Source organism: Chryseobacterium mulctrae, assembly GCF_006175945.1.
Lineage (GTDB): Bacteria > Bacteroidota > Bacteroidia > Flavobacteriales > Weeksellaceae > Chryseobacterium > Chryseobacterium mulctrae.
In genome coordinates this window covers 4,594,364-4,613,049 of record NZ_VAJL01000001.1, presented here as the reverse complement: position 1 = coordinate 4,613,049, position 18,686 = coordinate 4,594,364, and the positions used below count along the sequence as shown (strand labels likewise).

16 protein-coding genes are annotated in these 18,686 nt (G+C 32.9%); 4 read left to right on the top strand and 12 right to left on the bottom strand.

Annotation, left to right across the window (positions count from 1 at the left end; genetic code table 11):
* The first annotated feature begins 43 nt into the window (after positions 1-43).
* Positions 44-760 carry a DUF2490 domain-containing protein gene (locus FDY99_RS21575; protein ID WP_139423671.1) on the top strand — a complete coding sequence of 239 codons (717 nt, stop codon included), beginning with the start codon at positions 44-46 and terminating at the stop codon, positions 758-760.
* A gap of 1 nt (position 761) precedes the next feature.
* Here the strand turns inward: FDY99_RS21575 and FDY99_RS21570 are convergent, their stop codons facing one another.
* From FDY99_RS21570 to FDY99_RS21520, 11 genes are all read right to left on the bottom strand, one after another.
* The gene (locus FDY99_RS21570) at positions 762-1,208 is read right to left on the bottom strand and encodes a phosphohydrolase (protein WP_139423670.1); all 447 of its coding nucleotides are present in this window, start codon (positions 1,206-1,208) and stop codon (positions 762-764) included.
* Between the two features lie 107 nt (positions 1,209-1,315).
* Positions 1,316-1,618, bottom strand: a complete 303-nt coding sequence (locus FDY99_RS21565; RefSeq protein ID WP_139423669.1) for a hypothetical protein — start codon at positions 1,616-1,618, stop codon at positions 1,316-1,318.
* 173 nt (positions 1,619-1,791) lie between these two features.
* Entirely contained in the window at positions 1,792-3,567 is a 1,776-nt protein-coding gene (locus FDY99_RS21560; protein ID WP_139423668.1) for an acyl-CoA dehydrogenase family protein, read from the bottom strand.
* Between the two features lie 20 nt (positions 3,568-3,587).
* The gene (locus tag FDY99_RS21555; protein WP_139423667.1) at positions 3,588-5,861 is read right to left on the bottom strand and encodes a hypothetical protein; all 2,274 of its coding nucleotides are present in this window, start codon (positions 5,859-5,861) and stop codon (positions 3,588-3,590) included.
* A 49-nt stretch (positions 5,862-5,910) separates the two neighbouring features.
* Positions 5,911-7,092: an acetyl-CoA C-acyltransferase gene (locus FDY99_RS21550; protein WP_139423666.1), complete on the bottom strand. Its 1,182-nt coding sequence runs from the start codon at positions 7,090-7,092 to the stop codon at positions 5,911-5,913.
* A gap of 114 nt (positions 7,093-7,206) precedes the next feature.
* Positions 7,207-9,600 carry a 3-hydroxyacyl-CoA dehydrogenase/enoyl-CoA hydratase family protein gene (locus FDY99_RS21545; protein ID WP_139423665.1) on the bottom strand — a complete coding sequence of 798 codons (2,394 nt, stop codon included), beginning with the start codon at positions 9,598-9,600 and terminating at the stop codon, positions 7,207-7,209.
* An 85-nt stretch (positions 9,601-9,685) separates the two neighbouring features.
* Positions 9,686-10,135: a MarR family winged helix-turn-helix transcriptional regulator gene (locus tag FDY99_RS21540; protein ID WP_139423664.1), complete on the bottom strand. Its 450-nt coding sequence runs from the start codon at positions 10,133-10,135 to the stop codon at positions 9,686-9,688.
* 165 nt (positions 10,136-10,300) lie between these two features.
* The gene (locus FDY99_RS21535) at positions 10,301-11,224 is read right to left on the bottom strand and encodes an ABC transporter ATP-binding protein (protein WP_139423663.1); all 924 of its coding nucleotides are present in this window, start codon (positions 11,222-11,224) and stop codon (positions 10,301-10,303) included.
* An 88-nt stretch (positions 11,225-11,312) separates the two neighbouring features.
* The gene (locus tag FDY99_RS21530; protein ID WP_139423662.1) at positions 11,313-11,690 is read right to left on the bottom strand and encodes a GxxExxY protein; all 378 of its coding nucleotides are present in this window, start codon (positions 11,688-11,690) and stop codon (positions 11,313-11,315) included.
* Positions 11,691-11,922: 232 nt separating this feature from the next.
* On the bottom strand, positions 11,923-12,894 hold the full coding sequence (locus tag FDY99_RS21525) for a FecCD family ABC transporter permease (RefSeq protein WP_139423661.1): 972 nt from the start codon (positions 12,892-12,894) through the stop codon (positions 11,923-11,925).
* Between the two features lie 17 nt (positions 12,895-12,911).
* Positions 12,912-13,472 carry a TlpA family protein disulfide reductase gene (locus FDY99_RS21520; protein WP_139423660.1) on the bottom strand — a complete coding sequence of 187 codons (561 nt, stop codon included), beginning with the start codon at positions 13,470-13,472 and terminating at the stop codon, positions 12,912-12,914.
* 118 nt (positions 13,473-13,590) lie between these two features.
* Between FDY99_RS21520 and FDY99_RS21515 the strand changes: the two genes are divergently transcribed.
* Together FDY99_RS21515 and FDY99_RS21510 are read left to right on the top strand one after the other, a co-directional pair.
* Positions 13,591-14,715: a flavin reductase family protein gene (locus tag FDY99_RS21515; RefSeq protein WP_139423659.1), complete on the top strand. Its 1,125-nt coding sequence runs from the start codon at positions 13,591-13,593 to the stop codon at positions 14,713-14,715.
* Positions 14,712-15,329 carry a SanA/YdcF family protein gene (locus FDY99_RS21510; RefSeq protein WP_084550366.1) on the top strand — a complete coding sequence of 206 codons (618 nt, stop codon included), beginning with the start codon at positions 14,712-14,714 and terminating at the stop codon, positions 15,327-15,329. Before FDY99_RS21515 ends, FDY99_RS21510 begins: the two co-directional genes overlap by 4 nt.
* On the opposite strand, the gene tamL is transcribed toward FDY99_RS21510, so the two are convergent.
* Positions 15,326-17,929, bottom strand: coding sequence for a translocation and assembly module lipoprotein TamL (gene tamL, locus FDY99_RS21505; RefSeq protein ID WP_139423658.1), 2,604 nt, complete (start codon positions 17,927-17,929; stop codon positions 15,326-15,328). The two genes, FDY99_RS21510 and tamL, sit on opposite strands and share 4 nt — an antisense overlap.
* On the opposite strand from tamL, the gene FDY99_RS21500 reads away from it, so the two are divergent.
* On the top strand, positions 17,915-18,640 hold the full coding sequence (locus FDY99_RS21500) for a TrmH family RNA methyltransferase (protein WP_074228621.1): 726 nt from the start codon (positions 17,915-17,917) through the stop codon (positions 18,638-18,640). The two genes, tamL and FDY99_RS21500, sit on opposite strands and share 15 nt — an antisense overlap.
* Positions 18,641-18,686: the final 46 nt, after the last annotated feature.

Sequence of the window (18,686 nt, the reverse complement as noted above, 5' to 3'; positions counted from 1 at the left end):
TACCCAATCGTTAAATGATATAATTTTGCAAAAATTTTTTTGGATGAAACTTATTTTAAGCATAAGCCTACTTTTTAGTTTAAGTATTTTCAAAGCACAGGAACATATTTCCTCTTTTAACGCTTTGACATTGACCTATAAGTTTCATCCAAAATTTTTCCTTTATGCTGAAGGACAGTTGAGAGGTATTGAAGACTATACTTATCCTGATTATTACGAAATAAAAGGAGGTTTAGGATATAATCTTACCAAAAATCACAAACCATTCATCGGTTTAGGACGATATGCAACTTACAAAGATCACGCAATTAATAAGGAAGAATTCCGTGTTTGGTTGCAGGATGTAATTGATTTCAAAAAAGGAATTGTAAAATTTGAAAACAGATTCCGTGCAGAAAAATCATGGTTTTATGAGCCTCAAACCGATAAGAATTCAGAGAGAATGCGTTACCGTTACCGTCTGAATGTTTCAGTTCCTTTAAATGCTAAAAAAATTGCACCAGGAACAGTTTTCGCAAACGTTTACGATGAAGTTTTTGTCGTTACACCCATGAAACCTTCATTTGCAAGAAACAGAGTTTATGGCGGTTTTGGATATCAAATCGATGAAAACTTCGGTATTCTTGGCGGTTATTTATGGCAGAGAGAATTCGAAGCAAAAGGAAATAAAAACGTACATTTTGTTTACTTTGCTCTAAATATCAATATCGACGATACCGATAACGACAACAAAACGTATCATTTCCCGGGAGCAGATTAATCTAATATTTCTCTGATAAATATCGGTACGCTTTCAAATATTTATTGAAACGGTGAATATCTTTTGAAGTTAATTCCCTGTTTACTCTTCTCAAATCCATATTATCACGAAGGTCATTGAGTTTCACCGCAACAGCAAGAGAAGATCTTTCAGTTCTTTTTACGAAATCATCATAAACTTCTTCAGGATCAAATTTTGTAAGGCAGCTTATTGCAAAAAGTATATACTCAGGAAAACCTTCAGATCTTAAATATTCAAAGCTGAATTCTTCAGGATGATCTTCCACCACATCGTGCAAAACACCGACGATTTTTTCGTCCATTGTTTTACCGTATTCCATCACACGCATTACGTGAGCAATGTAGGGCGCATGATATTTATCTTTTTGCCCTTTATGTGCTCTGTCGGCAATTTTTATAGCTTTATTTAAAAGTTCTTCTTTTGTCATTCTTTTTGAAAAAATAGAATACAAAAATATAAAACAGCTTAGAAAAACTTGATAGTTTTGATAAAAATTTTAAGATATTTTTTCAACAATCAGAATTGCCACTTAATTTATTTTACGCTTAATTTTGGTGGTTTTGCTACATCCAACAGGTTGGGCATTTTATGTAATGTAGTATCTTTTTTAGGAGCCTTTAAACTGGAGTAAATTTCAGGGTTTTTCGGCTTTGCAACAGGCATTTTATACAATTTAGCAATAGAACTATCAAACTTTGATGCATCTAAAGGTGTTACAATAAATGGTTTTTCAATTTTCGGAAACTTTATGGAATCAATTTTCAAAGGTATTCTGGGAGAAACCTGTGCTGAAAATGATATAGAACTTAACATTGGGATTATTAATAGCTTTTTCATTGTTTTAAATTTTTATCAGATTTAATAATTTAAATTGGCTTAAAACTCCAAGTATTATTATAAGACAACTGAATACGTTTGTTTATTACATTTTTGAAAAAATTATTTTAAATATAAAATAAAAAACGTCCCAAAAAATTGAGACGTTTTGAAATCAAATTTATTTATAAAGACTAATAATGTCCTTTTTCAATATAATGAGCAGCTACTTTTTCAGTTAACGCAACTACATTCGGACTGTTTGTATATTTTGTAAATCTTCTCAATCCTGAAAGCATCATTCTCTGTTCGTCGCCTTCAGCAAAAGAAACAATTCCTTCTTTTGCAGCAGCAATGATTTTGTCAATTGCTTTGTAAAGGTTTAACTGAGCCATTGCAGCTTCTACAGAATCAGCAGAGAAGTGTTTTTCAGCTCTTAAAACTGCAGATTCTGCCATGTAGATTTGGTTTAAGATTTCAGAAGCATTTAATAATAAATGTTGCTGTTTCTCAATATCCATCATGTATTTTTGAAGAGCCGCACCAGAAACCATTAAGAACACTTTCTTAAGATTTGCAATAATTGCTTTTTCTTCACTCATAAATGCAGAATAATCGGGAGCTTCGAATGACGGAATTCCCATCAATTCTTTACTGATCGCCATTGCCGGAGAAAGTAGATCTAATTCACCTTTCATTGCTCTTTTGATCAACATTCCAACCGCAAGAAGTCTGTTGATTTCGTTCGTCCCTTCATAAATTCTACCGATTCTTGCGTCTCTCCATGCTGATTCCATTGGGGTATCTTCTGAGAATCCCATTCCGCCATAGATTTGAATTCCTTCATCTGCTGTATTTTGAGTAAGATCAGATACGAAAACTTTAAGAATAGAAGCTTCTACAGCGAATTCTTCAACACCTTTTAATTCAGCTTGTTGATGATCCATTCCACCTGCAACCAATTCTGCAATTTTATCTTCAACATTTTTTGCTAAACGGTAAGATCCAGCTTCACTTACAAAAACTCCAGTCGACATTTCAGCAATTTTCTTTCTGATCGCTCCGAAAGTTGAAATAGAAACACCAAACTGTTTTCTTTCGTTTGAATATTGAATAGAGTGGTTTAAAATCCTTCTTTGTCCGTCAAGGTTTGCAGCAGCTAATTTAATTCTACCAACATTTAATGCATTCAAAGCGATTTTGAAACCGTTATTTCTTTCACCCAACATATTTTCTACAGGAACCTTCATATCATTGAAGAAAACCTGACGTGTAGAAGATGAACGAATGCCTAATTTGTGCTCTTCTTCACCAAAAGTTAAGCTTTCAGGGTTCTCCAATTCTGAACGGTTGATTACAAAACCTGTGATATTTTTATCATCATCAATTTTAGCGAACAAAGTGAAAGTATCTGCAAATCCCGCATTAGAAATCCACATTTTTTGTCCGTTGATGATATAATGTTTTCCATCTTCAGATAATTTTGCTCTTGTTTTTCCTGAGTTTGCATCAGAACCCGCATCAGGTTCAGTTAAACAATACGCTCCGAATTTTGTTCCTGTAGCTAAATCCGGAAGATATTTCTTTTTCAATTCTTCACTTCCGTAAAGAAGAGTAGGCAATGTTCCGATTCCGGTGTGTGCTCCGTAAGCTGTTGCTAATGAACCATTTCCTCCGGAAACGTAATCGCAAGCCAACATTGTGCTCACAAATCCCATTCCCAAACCGCCGTATTCTTCAGGAACGGTAATTCCTAATAATCCCATTTCACCCAGATTACGCATTGTTTCTTCTGTCAATGCATAATCTTTTTTCTCAAAACGATCGTGATGCGGGATCACCTCTCTATCGATAAACTCTTTCGCAGAATCACGAAGCATTTTTTGCTCTTCACTCAGTTCTTCAAGACTGAAAATTTCGTTTGCAGGAATTTCTTTGATTAGGAATTCGCCACCTTTTAATGTAGTCATATTTATTTATTATTTTATTTTCAATTATAATATTCAATGTTTGTAGCAAGGTCAAGCCAGCCCTGCTGATTTTTTTCGTTTGTTATTTCCAAAAAATTATCTTTTCGGATTCCTGTTTTTTTGTATTTCGGTTCTTTGCTGAGTTTATAAACTCCGTATTTTCTGTCTTTGTAAAAAATGATTAATTCATCTTTGAAAATAATATCATCATATTCCATTGGTAATAGGGTAATGGCATCAAATTCATAATTGAAATCATAGAACCTAAATTTATGGTCATCTTCATCCTCAATCTCATTCTTAGATCTGCTAAAACTTGCTTCCTGCGTGATCTCAGAATATTTTTTTTCAAATTCTTTATCTTTAATTGTTATTCTCGAACCATTTACGAAATTTCTTTTTTCCTTATCAAAAGAGAAAAGTCCTTTTTTACCTTGATACTCTGCTGTTATGAAAAAATCTTCAATATCATAAGCATCATATTTGAAATAGTTTAGAATATCCTTTCTACCTGCTTTTATATCATTATAGATATAGTTTAGTTTTGCTTTTTGAGGCAGATTTTTTAAAGCATATGATTGTGTTTCAGAAGAATCCCATCGGTTTCTTATTCTTACAATTACATTTCGGTTAGAATTTTTATCATAAGCCGGCGAAAATTTATAATAGGTGTTCGGATCCTGACTGCATGTCATATAAATGTATTTTTTAGGTAGAGTATCTTCCAATAATGAATTGAGATTTCTTACCTTTCCATCATATAAAACATTGATATAGTCACCTTTTAGATAAACACTTTTTATATTGTTGATATTTAATCTATTAAAAAATGGATCATAAATGGAATAATCAGAACCCTTTTTAGTTACAATAAAATAATCATTCATTAGAATTTCATCATAGCTGTCACGAATTACCTGATTCCCAAATACTGAATACAATTTCTTTTTGCCATTTTCTTCAATAATTGTATAATGCTTTTGAACATCGAGATTATGATCAATCTTACTGTCAGATTTATCTTCTGCCTTTACCTTTATATTATTCAATAAGTAGCCGTCTTCAAGAGGTATAAAGAAATTGTCTGACGAATCTTTAAAAGATATAACAGGTCTATTGGTTTGAAGATTAAATAAGAAAGCCGTGAAAGATTCGGAAGAATAGAGTCTCCATTTTTTTTCATGATCATCCTTATTGGACTTATGATACCCAAATCCATAACCCTCATTATCTTCAAACTTATATACTTGTTTGCTAATTATTTCAGGTGTGGGAAAAAAATATTTATATAATAATTGTTCTTCCTTATCATAATAGCTGAAAACTTTCTTAGTTATCTCATTTTTAAAATTTTCAATGGTTTGGTTTTTAATTTTATTAACGTCTAAAAGAAAGTTTTTTTCACCTAAATAGTCCTGTATATTTTTAAATTTAAAAATTCTATCATCATTTTCCAGCTCTGTATACGCCCGGTTTTTTCTGCGATCATCAGAAATCCAGCTTTTATAGTTATAAAAAATATAGTTATCTCCATTTTTTTGAAGAATATCAGAATATTTTCCATGCACTATAAAATGAGCATCGGGAAAATCAATTACCTGGTTTGTAGATATTTTATCATTAAATGAAAGCTTTTTAGAAGCAATGGCAAAGTTATTAAGGATATCATACTTAAAATATTCATGATTGATTACATATCCATCAATAATATTATCAGCATTTATTTCACTGATTAAACTTCCGTCTTGCTTGTAGTTTTTAATTTTAACTAACTGTTTTTCTGTGTTGTAAAATTCCTCATAGGCAAGGTTATTACTATTGTTCCAATATACTTTTTTAACTCCAGTATTTCTTGAATCCGAGTCGTAATCTACTGAATCAATACTTTTTAGGCTTCCATTTTCAAGATAAGTTTCTTCCTGTACTTTTTTTCCATTCGGTTTTTGAATTTTCCAGAGTTTTCCACTAGGGTAGTAGAATTTAAGTTCTAAACTGCTCTGAGAATATTTTGAACCGTTGTCAAAACCATTTTCGTCGTACCAATATTCTGAACCAATATTTTTTTTATGATTTTCTTTTTTCAAAGAGTATCCTTGATATTGGAGTTTTCCATTAATAAAGTAATCCTGGATAAATTCTATTGAATCATTTAATACAACAGGAGTAGGTCTATAGAAAACTGCTTTATCTTTTGTAGTTTCTTTCCATTCTTTGTCAAAATATGTCGTTTTTTTCTGCTGAGAATTCACCAGAATAACCACAAAAAGAGAAAAAAAAGATAACTTGTTTGTCATAAAAAATTAAAATTTGGGAAGAAAGAAAACTCAGTCTTCCCAATTTATTTTATAGAAGTTCAAAAATAGAAGCAGCTCCTTGTCCTGTTCCCACACACATGGAAACCATTCCGTATTTGTTGCCTCTTCTTCTCATCTCGTCGAGAAGCTGAACAGTTAGTTTTGTTCCGGTACATCCCAGTGGGTGACCAAGAGCAATTGCTCCTCCGTTTACGTTTAAGATATCAGGGTTTAAGCCTAATTCTTTCTTAATGGCAACCGACTGAGAAGCGAAAGCCTCATTAAGTTCAATCAAATCGATGTCTTTTAATTCTAAACCTGCTTGTTTTAAAGCCTTTGGAATAGCATAAATTGGCCCCATTCCCATGATTCTTGGTTCAAGTCCGGCTGCGGCATAAGCTACTAATCTAGCTTCAGGCTCAAGTCCTAGTTCTTTTACCATTTCTTCACTCATTACCATTACGAAAGCCGCTCCGTCACTCATTTGAGAAGAGTTTCCGGCAGTTACACTTCCACCGTTGGCAAATACGGGTCTTAGTTTTGATAATCCTTCAAAAGAAGTATCTTTTCTTGGACCTTCATCTATAGAGAAATCAAACTTTTTAGTCTGCATTTTCTGGTTTTCATCCAGAAAGTTATATTCTACAGGAATTGGAACAATTTGGTTTGTAAATTTCCCCTCCTGATTCGCTTTTAAAGCTTTCATATGAGATTCAAAAGCAAACTGATCTTGCTCTTCTCTTGTAATATTGTATTGTTTTGCTACCTCTTCAGCAGTGTAACCCATTCCCCAATAGTAATCAGGATTTGTTTTTGCAATATTCGTTTCAGGAACAGGCTTGTAACCTCCCATAGGGATGTAAGACATAGATTCTGTACCACCCGCGATGATACAATCTGCCATACCAGCCTGAATTTTTGCAGAAGCAATAGCGATTGCCTCACTTCCTGAAGCACAGTATCTGTTGACAGTTACTCCCGGAACTTTATCTGTATTTAACCCCATTAGAGAGATCAGACGAGCTACATTCAGTCCTTGCTCAGCCTCTGGCATTGCATTTCCTACGATAAGGTCATCTATTCTGTTTTTATCTAATTGTGGAAGCTCAGCCATTAATTTTTCAATAACTGTAGCCGCCATTACATCGGGTCTTGTAAATCTTAGACTTCCTTTTGGAGCTTTTCCAACGGCAGTTCTGAACCCCTTTACTATATATGCTTGTTTTGACATTTGTTTATTAATTATTTGATTTTAATTAAAAAAATGATACATCAAATTTGTCATGCTGAAAGCATCTAAGCTTAGATTCCTACGGAATGACAAACTTTGTGAAATTTTTTTATCTTAATTTCTCAACGGTTTTCCTTTCTGCAACATAAACTGAATTCTCTCCAAAGTTTTTCTTTCACCACAAAGCTGTAAGAAAGTTTCTCTTTCAAGATTCAATAAGTATTGTTCGGTCACAACAGTTGGTTCAGAAAGATTTCCGCCTACCAAAACGTTGGCTAATTTATCTGCAATTTTTTTGTCGTGTGCAGAGATGAAATTTCCTGTTAACATTTGGTCAGTTCCTACGTAGAACATTCCAAGAGCGTCTTTTCCAAGAACTTTTACAGTTTGCTCGATGGGTTGAGTATAACCTTGTTCAGCTAATAATTTTGCAACTTTTTTAGCTTCTGCGATCTGACGTTTTTTGTCAACGACTACGATATCTTTTCCTTTTTCAAGAATTCCCATGTCGTATGCTTCATAAGCAGAAGTTGCCACTTTTCCCATGGCAATATTCATGAAAGCTTCACGAAGACGGTTATTTTTAACATCGTCACTGTGGAATTCTCTTGAAGTTCTCAAAGCAAATTCTTTCGTTCCGCCACCGCCTGGAATTACACCAACTCCGGTTTCTACCAATCCGATGTAAGTTTCTGCAGCTGCAACCACTCGGTCTGCATGCATTGTCATTTCGCAACCACCACCTAAAGTCATTCCGTGAGGAGCAACAACAACAGGAATAGAAGAGTAACGAACTCTCATCATCGATTTTTGGAAATAAGCAATTGCCATATTCAAATCATCCCAATCTTGCTCGATTGCCATCATTAAAATCATAGCTAAATTCGCTCCAACAGAGAAATTTGTACCTTGATTTCCGATCACTAATCCGTCGTATTCTTTTTCAGCTAAATCAATCGCTCTGTTTAATCCATCTAAAACTTCGCCTCCCAGAGAATTCATTTTAGAACGGATTTCAAAATTGATGATTCCGTCGCCTAAATCTTCAATTGAAGAACCTGAATTACTCCAAAGTGTCTTGTTTTTTCTGATATTATCTAAAATAATAAAAGCATCTTGCCCAGGAATTTTGTTGTATTCCCCTGAATTTTTATCAACATAAATGCTTTGTCCATCTTCATTTACTTTATAGAAAGACTCTACATTTTTAACCCAGTCTGAAACTTCATAACCCGCTTCTTTAGCCAACTCAATACCTTTTTGAACCCCAATTGCATCCCAAATTTCGAAAGGCCCGTTTTCCCAACCGAAACCAGCTCTCATTGCATCATCAATTTTGTAAACTTCGTCAGAAATTTCAGGAACTTTGTGCGAAACATAAGCGAATAATGCTCCCAAAGATTTTCTGTAAAGCTCTCCAGCTTTGTCTTTTCCACCAATTAAGACTTTAAATCTGTCAATTGGTTTATCGATATTTTTAGTTAATTCTAAAGTAGGGAAAGAAGATTTTCCTTGAAGTTCGTATTCTAAAGTATCAAGATTTAATCCGTGAATTTCAGATTTTCCGTCTGCGCCTTTCACTTTTTTATAGAAACCTTGCTCGGTTTTTGAACCCAACCATTTGTTGTCTACCATTTTCTGAATATAATCAGGAAGGGCAAAAACATTGTTGAAATCATTTGCTTCAGCACCGCTTTGACGAACACCGTTTGCAACCATTACCAAAGTATCTAAACCTACAACATCGGCTGTTCTGAACGTCGCAGATTTTGGACGCCCGATAACCGGACCTGTCAATTTATCTACATCAGAAACATTTAAACATAATTTCTGAACATTATGAAGCAAATCCATCATCGAGAAAACCCCGATTCTATTGGCGATAAACGCAGGAGTATCTTTTGCCAAAACAGTTGTTTTGCCTAAGAATTTTGCTCCGTAACTCATGTAGAAATCTATGATTTCAGGAGATGTATCTTTTGTAGGAATAATCTCTAAAAGAGGAAGATATCTTACAGGATTAAAGAAATGTGTTCCTGCAAAATAATGTTTGAAATCACCGCTTCTTCCTTCTACCAACATATTAATTGGGATTCCAGAAGTATTTGAAGAAACTAAAGTTCCTGGTTTTCTAAACTGTTCAATTTTTTCATAAACCGATTTTTTGATGTCAAGTTTTTCAACAACAACTTCAATGATCCAGTCAGTATCTTTTATTTTCGCTAAATCATCATCAAAATTCCCTACTTTAATTCTGTCGGCAAATTTCGGAGAATAGAGTAGTGCAGGACTTGCTTTTTTAAGTTTTTCAAAGTTTTCGGAAGCAATTCTGTTTCGCACAGCTTTGTCGTCTTTTGTCAAACCTTTTTTCTGTTCGGCTTCATTTAATTCAAAAGGAACAATATCGAGCAGTGAAACCTGCACGCCAATATTGGCAAAGTGTGCAGCAATACCGCTTCCCATAATTCCGGAACCTAATACCGTAACGTGTTTGATTCTTCTTTTCATTAATATTTATTTTAGTTATTATCGCTTAATTTCACCTCTTTTGGTTAGGATTTTTATTTAAGACGTTCCAAAAAAGGCGAATTTTTTATTTTCTGTTATTCAAGTCGGCAGCAATTTTCATGATTTCACTCATTACTTCTTTGAAGGTTTCCAACTTATCAGGAGAAATTTTCTCCATCACTTTTTTGTTGAAATTTACCACCACTTCTTTCGACATATTTCTTGAGCTTAATCCTTTATCCGTAAGCTTAATGATGACTTCTCTTTTATCGGTAGTCGTCTTTTCTTTGTAGATATATCCGTTGTCTTCAAGGAGTTTAATAATTCTTGTGAGAGAAGTTGGCTCGATTGCCATTTTCGGGCCTAAATTGGTACTTCTTGTCCCTTCTTTTGGATCAATTTTAAGTAATGTTAAAGCCTGAACAGCAGTAGAATCGTGTTCTTGTGCAAGCTCAGTATACATTTTTGAAACAGCCAACCAAGTCTGCTTCAGAATGAGGTCTACGTTTTCTGTTTTTTCTTTATTATCCATCATATTATTTTTGCTAATCGGTTTTATCAAATGTAGTAAATATTATGCATGCATAGTATTAATTAATATTAAAATTTATTAATTAACTGAATATCAGTAATTTAAATTATATGACAAGCATAATACTATGCATGCATAGTATATAGAATAAACAAATAAAAGATTGTATTAATGAAGCTTTGTAATCAAATTAACGATTTCTTCGAAGGATTCGCATTTGTAGATTTCGTTTTTGTAAGAAATCTCCCAAAATGTATCGTTATATTGAAAATGGAATAATGAAAGGTCTTTTTGAAAGTTTTTTTGCAATAAAGAGTAGAGCATCTCTTTTTGAATTTCGGGCGAAATAATGGAAGGAGCAACAAAATTTTTATTAACCTGAAATAATGATGCATTCGTCAACTCATCATGCATTAGTAAAATATCCTCAACAATTCCGGAAAATAATTTCTGGTTTTTAACATACCAGATTTTATCGGCAAATTCTTTTGCCAAACGCCAATCGTGGGAAGAAAACAAAATCAGTTTATTTTGTTCTTTGGCAAGTTTCCGAAGTGTTTTTAGAATGATGATTTTATTTTTTTCATCTAAATGAGTTGTCGGCTCATCGAGAATAATAATAGGAGAGTTCTGTGTTAATGCACGTCCAATAAAGGCTTTTTGGAGATTTCCGTCAGACAGATTTTTTAGAGGAGTATTTTTGTATTGCTCTAAATCTAATTCTTTAATAATATCTGAAACTTCATCCCGATCTTCTTTTTTAAGTTCAAAATAAAAAGGATAATAAATATATTTTCCTAAAGAGATCAAATCTTCAACCGTGAAATTTTGCGGAATGATCGCTTTAGAAAAAACAATGGCAATATTTTCGGCAATTTCTTTTACCGATAAATGTTTTACACTTTTGTTGTTAATTAAAATTTCTCCGCTCAACAAAGGATTTTGATGAAGAATCGATTTAATTAAAGTTGTTTTTCCAACACCGTTATTTCCAATCAACAAGCAAACGTCTCCTAAATTCAAAGATGCATTGGCATTTGAAATTAAGGTTTTGTCGTAGCCGATATTGGCTTGTTTTATTTGTAGGTGCATATTGTTGGTTTAGCGCAAAGTTTCTTTTACAAAAATAGTGTTTTAAGGTGCAAGGAATTTGACTTTGTCAAATATTTGTTAGCTTTAATTATAAAAAGTTTGCGATTCTTGTTACTCCATTTTTAAAAATATCAGATTGAAAATTTAATAGTAATCCTAATTTACAATTCGTCATTTTTAAATAAGTTAAAAGTTGAGCTTTATGAGTTGAATTAATATACTCAACGGTTTTTATTTCTAAGATTAATTTATTTTCAACAATCATATCTAATCTGAAAGCGTTTTCAATTTTTAATTCTTCATAAATAATTGGAAGTAGTTTTTGTTTTTCAACAAGTAATCCTGCTTTTGTTAATTCATAAAAAAGACATTCTTCATATACGTGTTCAAATAGTCCTGCTCCAAGTTTTTTATGGATTTTTAATCCTGTTTCAAAAACAATTTTTGATAATTCATTTTCTGTCATTGTGTTGTGCTTTTCATTTTGTGGTTTGTGTTTATTGTTGGTATTTCGCAAAGGCGCAATTTTTTAATTTTTATACTGTTTTTAAGGCGCAAGAAAATCAAAGATTTTCAACCAATATTGAAATTATTTTTTCACTTATATTTTATAGTTTTAAATTTTATCAAAGATAAAATCCTTGCGCCTTACAACATTATTTTATGAAAAATTTTGCGCCTTTGTGAAATACCAACATTTACACTTTATTCTGTTTCAAAAGCATCATTAAAATTACAGGAATACCAAAAACTGAACTGATTACATTCAAAGGAATCTGCGATTTTTCGGCAACCACTGAAAAGAATAACATCATCAACATTCCTAAAAACATATTCAAAATCCACTGTTGCCAAAGTTTTGCAGGATTATAAATCAATCTGCAAAAGTGAGGAACAATAATTCCGATGAATAAAATAGGCCCTAAAAATGCTGTAACCGATGCGGAAAGTAAAGAAGAAGCAACAATGATCATCAATTTCAGATGATTTAAATTAACTCCTAAACTCTGTGCGTATGAACTTCCAAGAGAATTTCCGATTAAAGGTTTTATAGTTTTAAAGCAAATTAATAATCCAATAAAAACTAAAACAGCAAGAACGATAATCTGATTTCTCGATACCATATTATTGGCTCCGAAAGACCATAAAATATAATTTTTTAAGCTTTGATTTTCTGCATAAAACTGAAGAAGAGAAACAATAGCTCCCGCAAAAGCAGATACCAGAAATCCAAAAATAATCAGATAAGATTTATCTTGAAATTTATTAGACATCGACAGCAAAACGAGCATCAACAGCAAGCTTCCTATAATTGCAGACAAACTCAGAAAACTATTTTGAAGAAATTCGGGCAGTAAAATATTGTGTGAAAAGAAAATATAGAATGCAACTGATAAACTTGCGACAGAGGTTATTCCTAAAATATCTGGTCCCGCAAGAGGATTCTGAAAGTATTCTTGCATCAGAAAACCTGAAGTTGGAATTGAAATCCCGGCTAAAAGCATTACTAATACGCGATTCACACGAATTTCTGCAATCTGACTGTTGGTAGAATCCTGAAAAAAATCCTGAAGATTTAAAGTCAAAAATCCTGTATTCAGATTAGTGATCGCTGTCAAAATAACTGCAATTAGTAAAAATAAACACAGGATCTTAAATTTTTTAGACATTTGAAACTAGAATAATCTTATTTTAAAAAAGAATCAATCTTTGAATTAAGCATTTCTTCACTCATTGAACCTAAAGATTCTTCGGTTTTATCACCTTTTCTGAAGAAAGTAAATGGAATATTATTTCCACTCCATTGTTGAAAATTTTCAAAAAAATCTTGGTTTAACTTGCTATCATCAAGAAGAAGAATTTTATCTGCCAAACCACTTGTTTGTGCAAACGCAGAAACTTCTGTTTGCCAATCCGGTTTATTAAAAATATTTATAAAAGTAAACTTTACGGGTTGCCCTTTTAACTCTTCAATTTTCTTTTTAAAATGAGGCATTTCCATCATGCATGGTCCACACCAGGTCGCAAAAAAATTGGTTACATATAAAGTATCGTTATTTTTAGACAGAATCTCAGTTAAGCCTTTTTGATCAACTTCTTTAAGTGAGATTTTAGAAGTTTCACTTTCCGGTGTGCTCTGAATATTTGCAGAGTCTGTTGCGCTGATATTTTCTTCTGTTTTTTCTGCTTCTTTTTTACAACCGATAAGAACAGTTGCTAAAATTGCAGTCAAAATTATTTTTTTCATAAATAATATTCTTTGTTAAAATGAAATATACGAAAGGTATTTTTCATTGGTTTTGTTGCAAGAAAGTTAGGTGAAGGTCGGTTTCATAATTATTTTTTATTTATTTTTGAAATGAAGTATGGAACAACAAATCTATAAAGGAAAACTGACGCAGTTTCACCGCCTAAAAATAGCTAAAAAGGAAGACCTGACCAAAAATACTTTTTCGCTGGAGCTTGAGATCCCGGAGGATTTAGAAGAAAATTTCACGTTTGAAGCAGGGCAATTTGTAAGTGTAAAATTCAATGCTAAAGGAAAAGAAGTGATCAATGATTACTCAATGACTTCGGCTCCGTATGAGAAAAAAATAGCTTTAGGAATTAAAATCAATTCTGAAAACGGTGCAACCGCACAGCTTTATAACAATTATGAAGTTGGTGATGAATTGCTTGTGAGCGAACCCAATGGAAGATTTACTTTAGTTTCTAAACCCAGTGAATTCAGAACGATTGTAGGTTTTGCTGCGGGAATTGGAATTACTCCTATTTTAAGCCATTTTAAAAACATTCTTCATAATGAACCACGAACAAGACTGTTTCTTTTTCTGGGAAATAAACGCTCTGAAGAACTTGTTTACCGTGATCTTTTAGATAATCTTGCAAAACAACATCATCACAGGCTTCAGATTTTTTATTTTTATTCGCAGGAAAAAACGGCAGATCAGTTTTTCTACGGAAGATTAGATGCAAAAAAATTGAATTTAATTATCAATCAAATACTACATCTGGATGATACCGATGAAGAATCCACGATTTGGGATGCCGTTGACGAAGTTTTAATTTGTGGAAAAGGGGAGATGATAAAAACTTTAGCCAATGCTTGTTATCATCACGGAATTCCAAAAAAGAACATTCATTTTGAATTGTTTGAAGAGTTTAATGATGATATTTATCCTGTCGAAAAAGAATTTCCATTGATAGAAAATGTAGAGGTAGATTTTCAGCTTTTAGGGAAAAATTATCAGACGATACTATCAAATAATCGTGAGAAAATTCTTCAACAGCTTTTGATTCAAAAATTTCCGGTTCCCTATTCCTGCAAATCAGGAATTTGTGGAAGCTGCGAATGTACTGTAGAAGAAGGCGAAGTAGAACTTTTGGAAAACGAATATCTTACCGAAAAAGAGGAAGCTCAAGGCAAAATATTAGCGTGTATGTCAATTGCAAAAACTAAGAAAATAAAGCTTAACTTTGATTTCAATTGAGAATCATCCGAAACATATTTAAATTATTTTTTGTGTCAGTAGAAATTGTTTTTCTTCTGATATGTTTATCTAATGCCTGGGTTTTCGGATTGACCAATGGTAGAACTTATACCAAGATTTCAAAAATTCCGCCCAGAGAAGTGGCGTTGGTTTTAGGAACCTCTCCAAGAATGCGTTCCGGACTTTCTAATCCGTATTTTACCAAAAGGATGGATGCAACAGCATTGCTTTATCATCACGGAAAAATTAAAAAAATCATTGTAAGCGGCGAAAAAAGCAAAGGATATAATGAACCTGCCGCAATGAAAAATTATCTGATTTATCAGGAAGGTGTGCCCGAAGAAATCATTATAGAAGATCCTGAAGGTTTTAATACATACAAAAGTATACTACGCTGTAAAGATGTTTACAATAAGAAAAATGTGATTATTGTTTCTCAGGGTTTTCATAATTTGAGAGCATTATTTTTTGCACGAAACAATAACATGAATGCTTTAGGTTTTGATGCGCAAGATGTTACAAAACCAGAGAGTTACTACAGAAACCAATCCCGCGAAATACTCGCAAGAGTGGCCGCTGTAGTTTATTTTATTTTTGGAATTTCTTCGGATTAGAAAGGATATCCGAAAGCGATGTTTAAAGTTGGTTTTAATGGTTTAATATCATGGAATCTCCATCTATCACCATCAGGTTTGTTCGGATCGTAAATTTTATAAGCTAAATCTACTCTTAAGGTAATGTAAGCAACGTTAACTCTAAGTCCAAATCCGCTACCAATACCCATTTCTCTGATGAATTTATTGAATTTAAACTGATCATCAAAACCATTATTTTCAGTATTCCAAACGTTTCCGATATCGGTAAAAATAGCACCTTCATACATCTCGGTAAACGGAATTCTGTATTCTATGTTGGTTGTTAGTTTAATATTTCCCATCAAATAAGTACGCACTTTTTCGTCAATCTGAGAACCTCCCGGTCCTAAACCGCCAAATGCAACCCAAGCTCTGATATCATTAGAACCTCCATTAAAATACGATCTTACAAATGGCATTGCTGAAGAGTTTCCGTAAGGAATACCTATCCCGATAAACTGTCGCAACGCTAAAGTCTGATTACCATTAAATTTAAAATATTTTCTTACATCAAAATCAAATTTCACAAACTGCGCATATGGAATTCCGAAAATTGTTCTTTCAGGACTTCTTAAAATTCCACCGTCATCTTGTCTTTTCTGATTAAAAATACTTGGAATATTTCCTGCCAATTCTACTTTTCCGTTAAAATAAAAAGCATTAGGATAATCTTTTTTACCAATTTCATTATAAATAAAATTATAAATCATCGATGAAATAAGAACGTCCTGAGTCTGTCTGTCTTTATTGACAATTGTTCCCAGAAAAGAAAGTAAATCATCAGCTCTTTTAGGATCAGTTGCTGCAGATGCTGCGTATCCTAAATCACTAATAATCTTTTCTGAAACCTGGTCTCTCGATAAAATTCCGGACTCAAAATCCTGCTTAATTTGTGGATTAGAAATAAAATAATCATTAAAAACAGTCTGTCTTACAACATCATCATTTACGAAGAAATCATAATAACTGTCTTTGTTTTTAGTTAAACTGAAAAGGGTATTAAACAACGTTAATCTGTGAGAAACCTGATCATTAACATTGGCAAAATAATTTAGGCCTGTATTAAAGTTGGTTCTTCCCAAACCGATATTATTCTGTACCGAAGCTCCCAAAACAATTGATGATGTAGGAGTATATCTTTTAGGAATCAGTTTATAATAATTAAATGGAAGCAATAATCTAGGAAAGCTTAAAGAAGCCTGCGCAGAATATTCATACGCTAAAATTCTTTTATCTAAATTTTTAGGATTTCTGATCGATCCAAAAGTTCCTGCAACACTCGTTGTCAAGTTTTCTGCACCACGAAACACGTTTCGGGTTGTAAGGTCTACAGAAGGGGAAACTCCTAAATTTAGTAACTGAGAATAATTGACATCGGTTCCTATCTTTAGTTCATATTTATCTAAAGGTTTCAAGATATATAAAACATCTACAATGCTGTCGTTTGGCGCAGTTGCACCGCCTTGTCTCAAAGAATCTCTGGCTTTAAGGATGCTAAAATTATTCATTGCCAAAAGATTTCTTTTGGTAAGGTCTAATTTTTTCTGATCATAAATAGTTTTACTATCAACAATAATGGTTCTCCATAAAGCCGAAGTCTTATAATTTTCATTCATTTTATGAAATCTAATTCTTCTAAGACTATCTTTCACTGTTCTTCTTGGAAAATCTGAATGACGGTCAACAATTGCGACGTCAATATTTCCAAAAGTAGCTCTTTTGTAAGGACGATTGATAGAATCTTTACGAATTTCTAAAACTAACGGAACTTCTTTTCTGCTCAAAAGAGAATCTGCAACAAAACCTACCTCATCATTTCCTGCATTGAATCTGTAATATCCGTTTTCACGCATCCAGTCATTGATTCTGGTAATTTCTTTTTCTAAAACAGTCTGATCGAGCAATTGCCCGCTTCTTACCAAACTTTCGTGCATTTTTTGCTGGTAAAGTCCTTTAATCCCTAAATCTGGAATGTGGTAATAATATTCTTTTATGTTTGTAGGACTGTTGTGTGTAATAGAATATTTTACAGACGCTTTTTTAGCTGTAGAATCAAGCTTGTGGGCATATTTTACTTCCGCATCCCAAAAACCTCTGTACGTCATTCTTTTTTCAATAGACTGCGCGCTTTTTTCGGTTCTGGTTTGATCTAAAATTACAGGTGGAGTTCCCCAATTGTGATATAGTCTGTCCATGAAAAGACTATTACCAACACTGCTCTGCATATTGTATTTTGTAAAAAGAGAATCACGAAGTTTCTGATTTCTCATCTCACTCGGATACGTCATATATTCATTAAGAATCGTATCGTATTTAGGGTTTGCTGCATTGTATAAAAGAAGACTTAGCGGCATGAAAAGCAGCTGCTTTTTGTTGGGCTTTTGCTGTACATAATCTTCCAGCTCATCATCGAAAAACTGTTTTTTATCTTCAAATTCAAAATTGTTTTGAGTAAGCAGATATTCACCATCCGGAACTTTTTTTGTGGTACTGCATGCATAAAGTAAACCGACAAATGTTGCAAATGATATTATTTTATAATATTTTTGAGGAGAATTCTTAAAATGCTTACAGCTCATACAATTAAAATTTTACAGTCTTTAGATAAAAAGAAGTTCAGGCAAAAATACAACTTGTTTTTGGTTGAAGGGAATAAAACTATTCTTGAACTTCCTAATTCTAACTTTAAAATTAAAGAAATATTTTCTACAGAACCTAACAATTTTCTGTCCAAAGATGTTCAGTTTACACAGATCACTGAAAATGAACTTAAAAAAATAAGTTTTTTACAAAATCCTAAAGATTCTGTAGCGGTTTGTGAATTGCTAGAAAGGTCTGAATTTATTGACAAAGACTTCCAATTGGTTTTAGACGGAATCCAGGATCCCGGAAATTTAGGAACGATTATCCGTTTGGCAGACTGGTTTGGAATTGAACAGATTATTTGCAGTGAAGACACGGTAGATTTTTACAATCCAAAGGTTATTCAGGCAACAATGGGTTCTTTTACAAGAGTAAATATCGTCTATTGCAATTTGGTTGATTATCTTTCAAAAACTGAAAACATCAATGTAGGAACCGATATGGAAGGTGAGAATATTTATCATTTCGAAAAACCAAAGAAAATCAATCTGATTTTAGGAAACGAAGGAAATGGAATGCGTGATGAAACAGAAAAACTTCTTCACAAGAAAATAAGTATTCCAAGATTTGGAAAATCGCAGTCTACAGAAAGTCTTAATGTTTCTATGGCGGCAGGAATTATTTTAGGACAAATGTTTTCAAAATAGAAAAGAAATTAGAAGTTAGAGGTTAGAAATTAGTAAAACAAACTTT

Bases quoted from the DNA above. Each gene is read 5' to 3' on its own strand.
- FDY99_RS21575 (WP_139423671.1), top strand. From the start codon at position 44: ATGAAACTTATTTTAAGCATAAGCCTACTTTTTAGTTTAAGTATTTTC.
- FDY99_RS21520 (WP_139423660.1), bottom strand. From the start codon at position 13,472: ATGAAAAAAATAATTTTGACTGCAATTTTAGCAACTGTTCTTATCGGT.
- FDY99_RS21525 (WP_139423661.1), bottom strand. From the start codon at position 12,894: ATGTCTAAAAAATTTAAGATCCTGTGTTTATTTTTACTAATTGCAGTT.
- FDY99_RS21535 (WP_139423663.1), bottom strand. From the start codon at position 11,224: ATGCACCTACAAATAAAACAAGCCAATATCGGCTACGACAAAACCTTA.
- FDY99_RS21545 (WP_139423665.1), bottom strand. From the start codon at position 9,600: ATGAAAAGAAGAATCAAACACGTTACGGTATTAGGTTCCGGAATTATG.
- FDY99_RS21560 (WP_139423668.1), bottom strand. From the start codon at position 3,567: ATGACTACATTAAAAGGTGGCGAATTCCTAATCAAAGAAATTCCTGCA.
- FDY99_RS21515 (WP_139423659.1), top strand. From the start codon at position 13,591: ATGGAACAACAAATCTATAAAGGAAAACTGACGCAGTTTCACCGCCTA.
- FDY99_RS21550 (WP_139423666.1), bottom strand. From the start codon at position 7,092: ATGTCAAAACAAGCATATATAGTAAAGGGGTTCAGAACTGCCGTTGGA.
- FDY99_RS21555 (WP_139423667.1), bottom strand. From the start codon at position 5,861: ATGACAAACAAGTTATCTTTTTTTTCTCTTTTTGTGGTTATTCTGGTG.
- FDY99_RS21540 (WP_139423664.1), bottom strand. From the start codon at position 10,135: ATGATGGATAATAAAGAAAAAACAGAAAACGTAGACCTCATTCTGAAG.
- FDY99_RS21530 (WP_139423662.1), bottom strand. From the start codon at position 11,690: ATGACAGAAAATGAATTATCAAAAATTGTTTTTGAAACAGGATTAAAA.
- FDY99_RS21500 (WP_074228621.1), top strand. From the start codon at position 17,915: ATGCTTACAGCTCATACAATTAAAATTTTACAGTCTTTAGATAAAAAG.
- tamL (WP_139423658.1), bottom strand. From the start codon at position 17,929: ATGAGCTGTAAGCATTTTAAGAATTCTCCTCAAAAATATTATAAAATA.
- FDY99_RS21570 (WP_139423670.1), bottom strand. From the start codon at position 1,208: ATGACAAAAGAAGAACTTTTAAATAAAGCTATAAAAATTGCCGACAGA.
- FDY99_RS21565 (WP_139423669.1), bottom strand. From the start codon at position 1,618: ATGAAAAAGCTATTAATAATCCCAATGTTAAGTTCTATATCATTTTCA.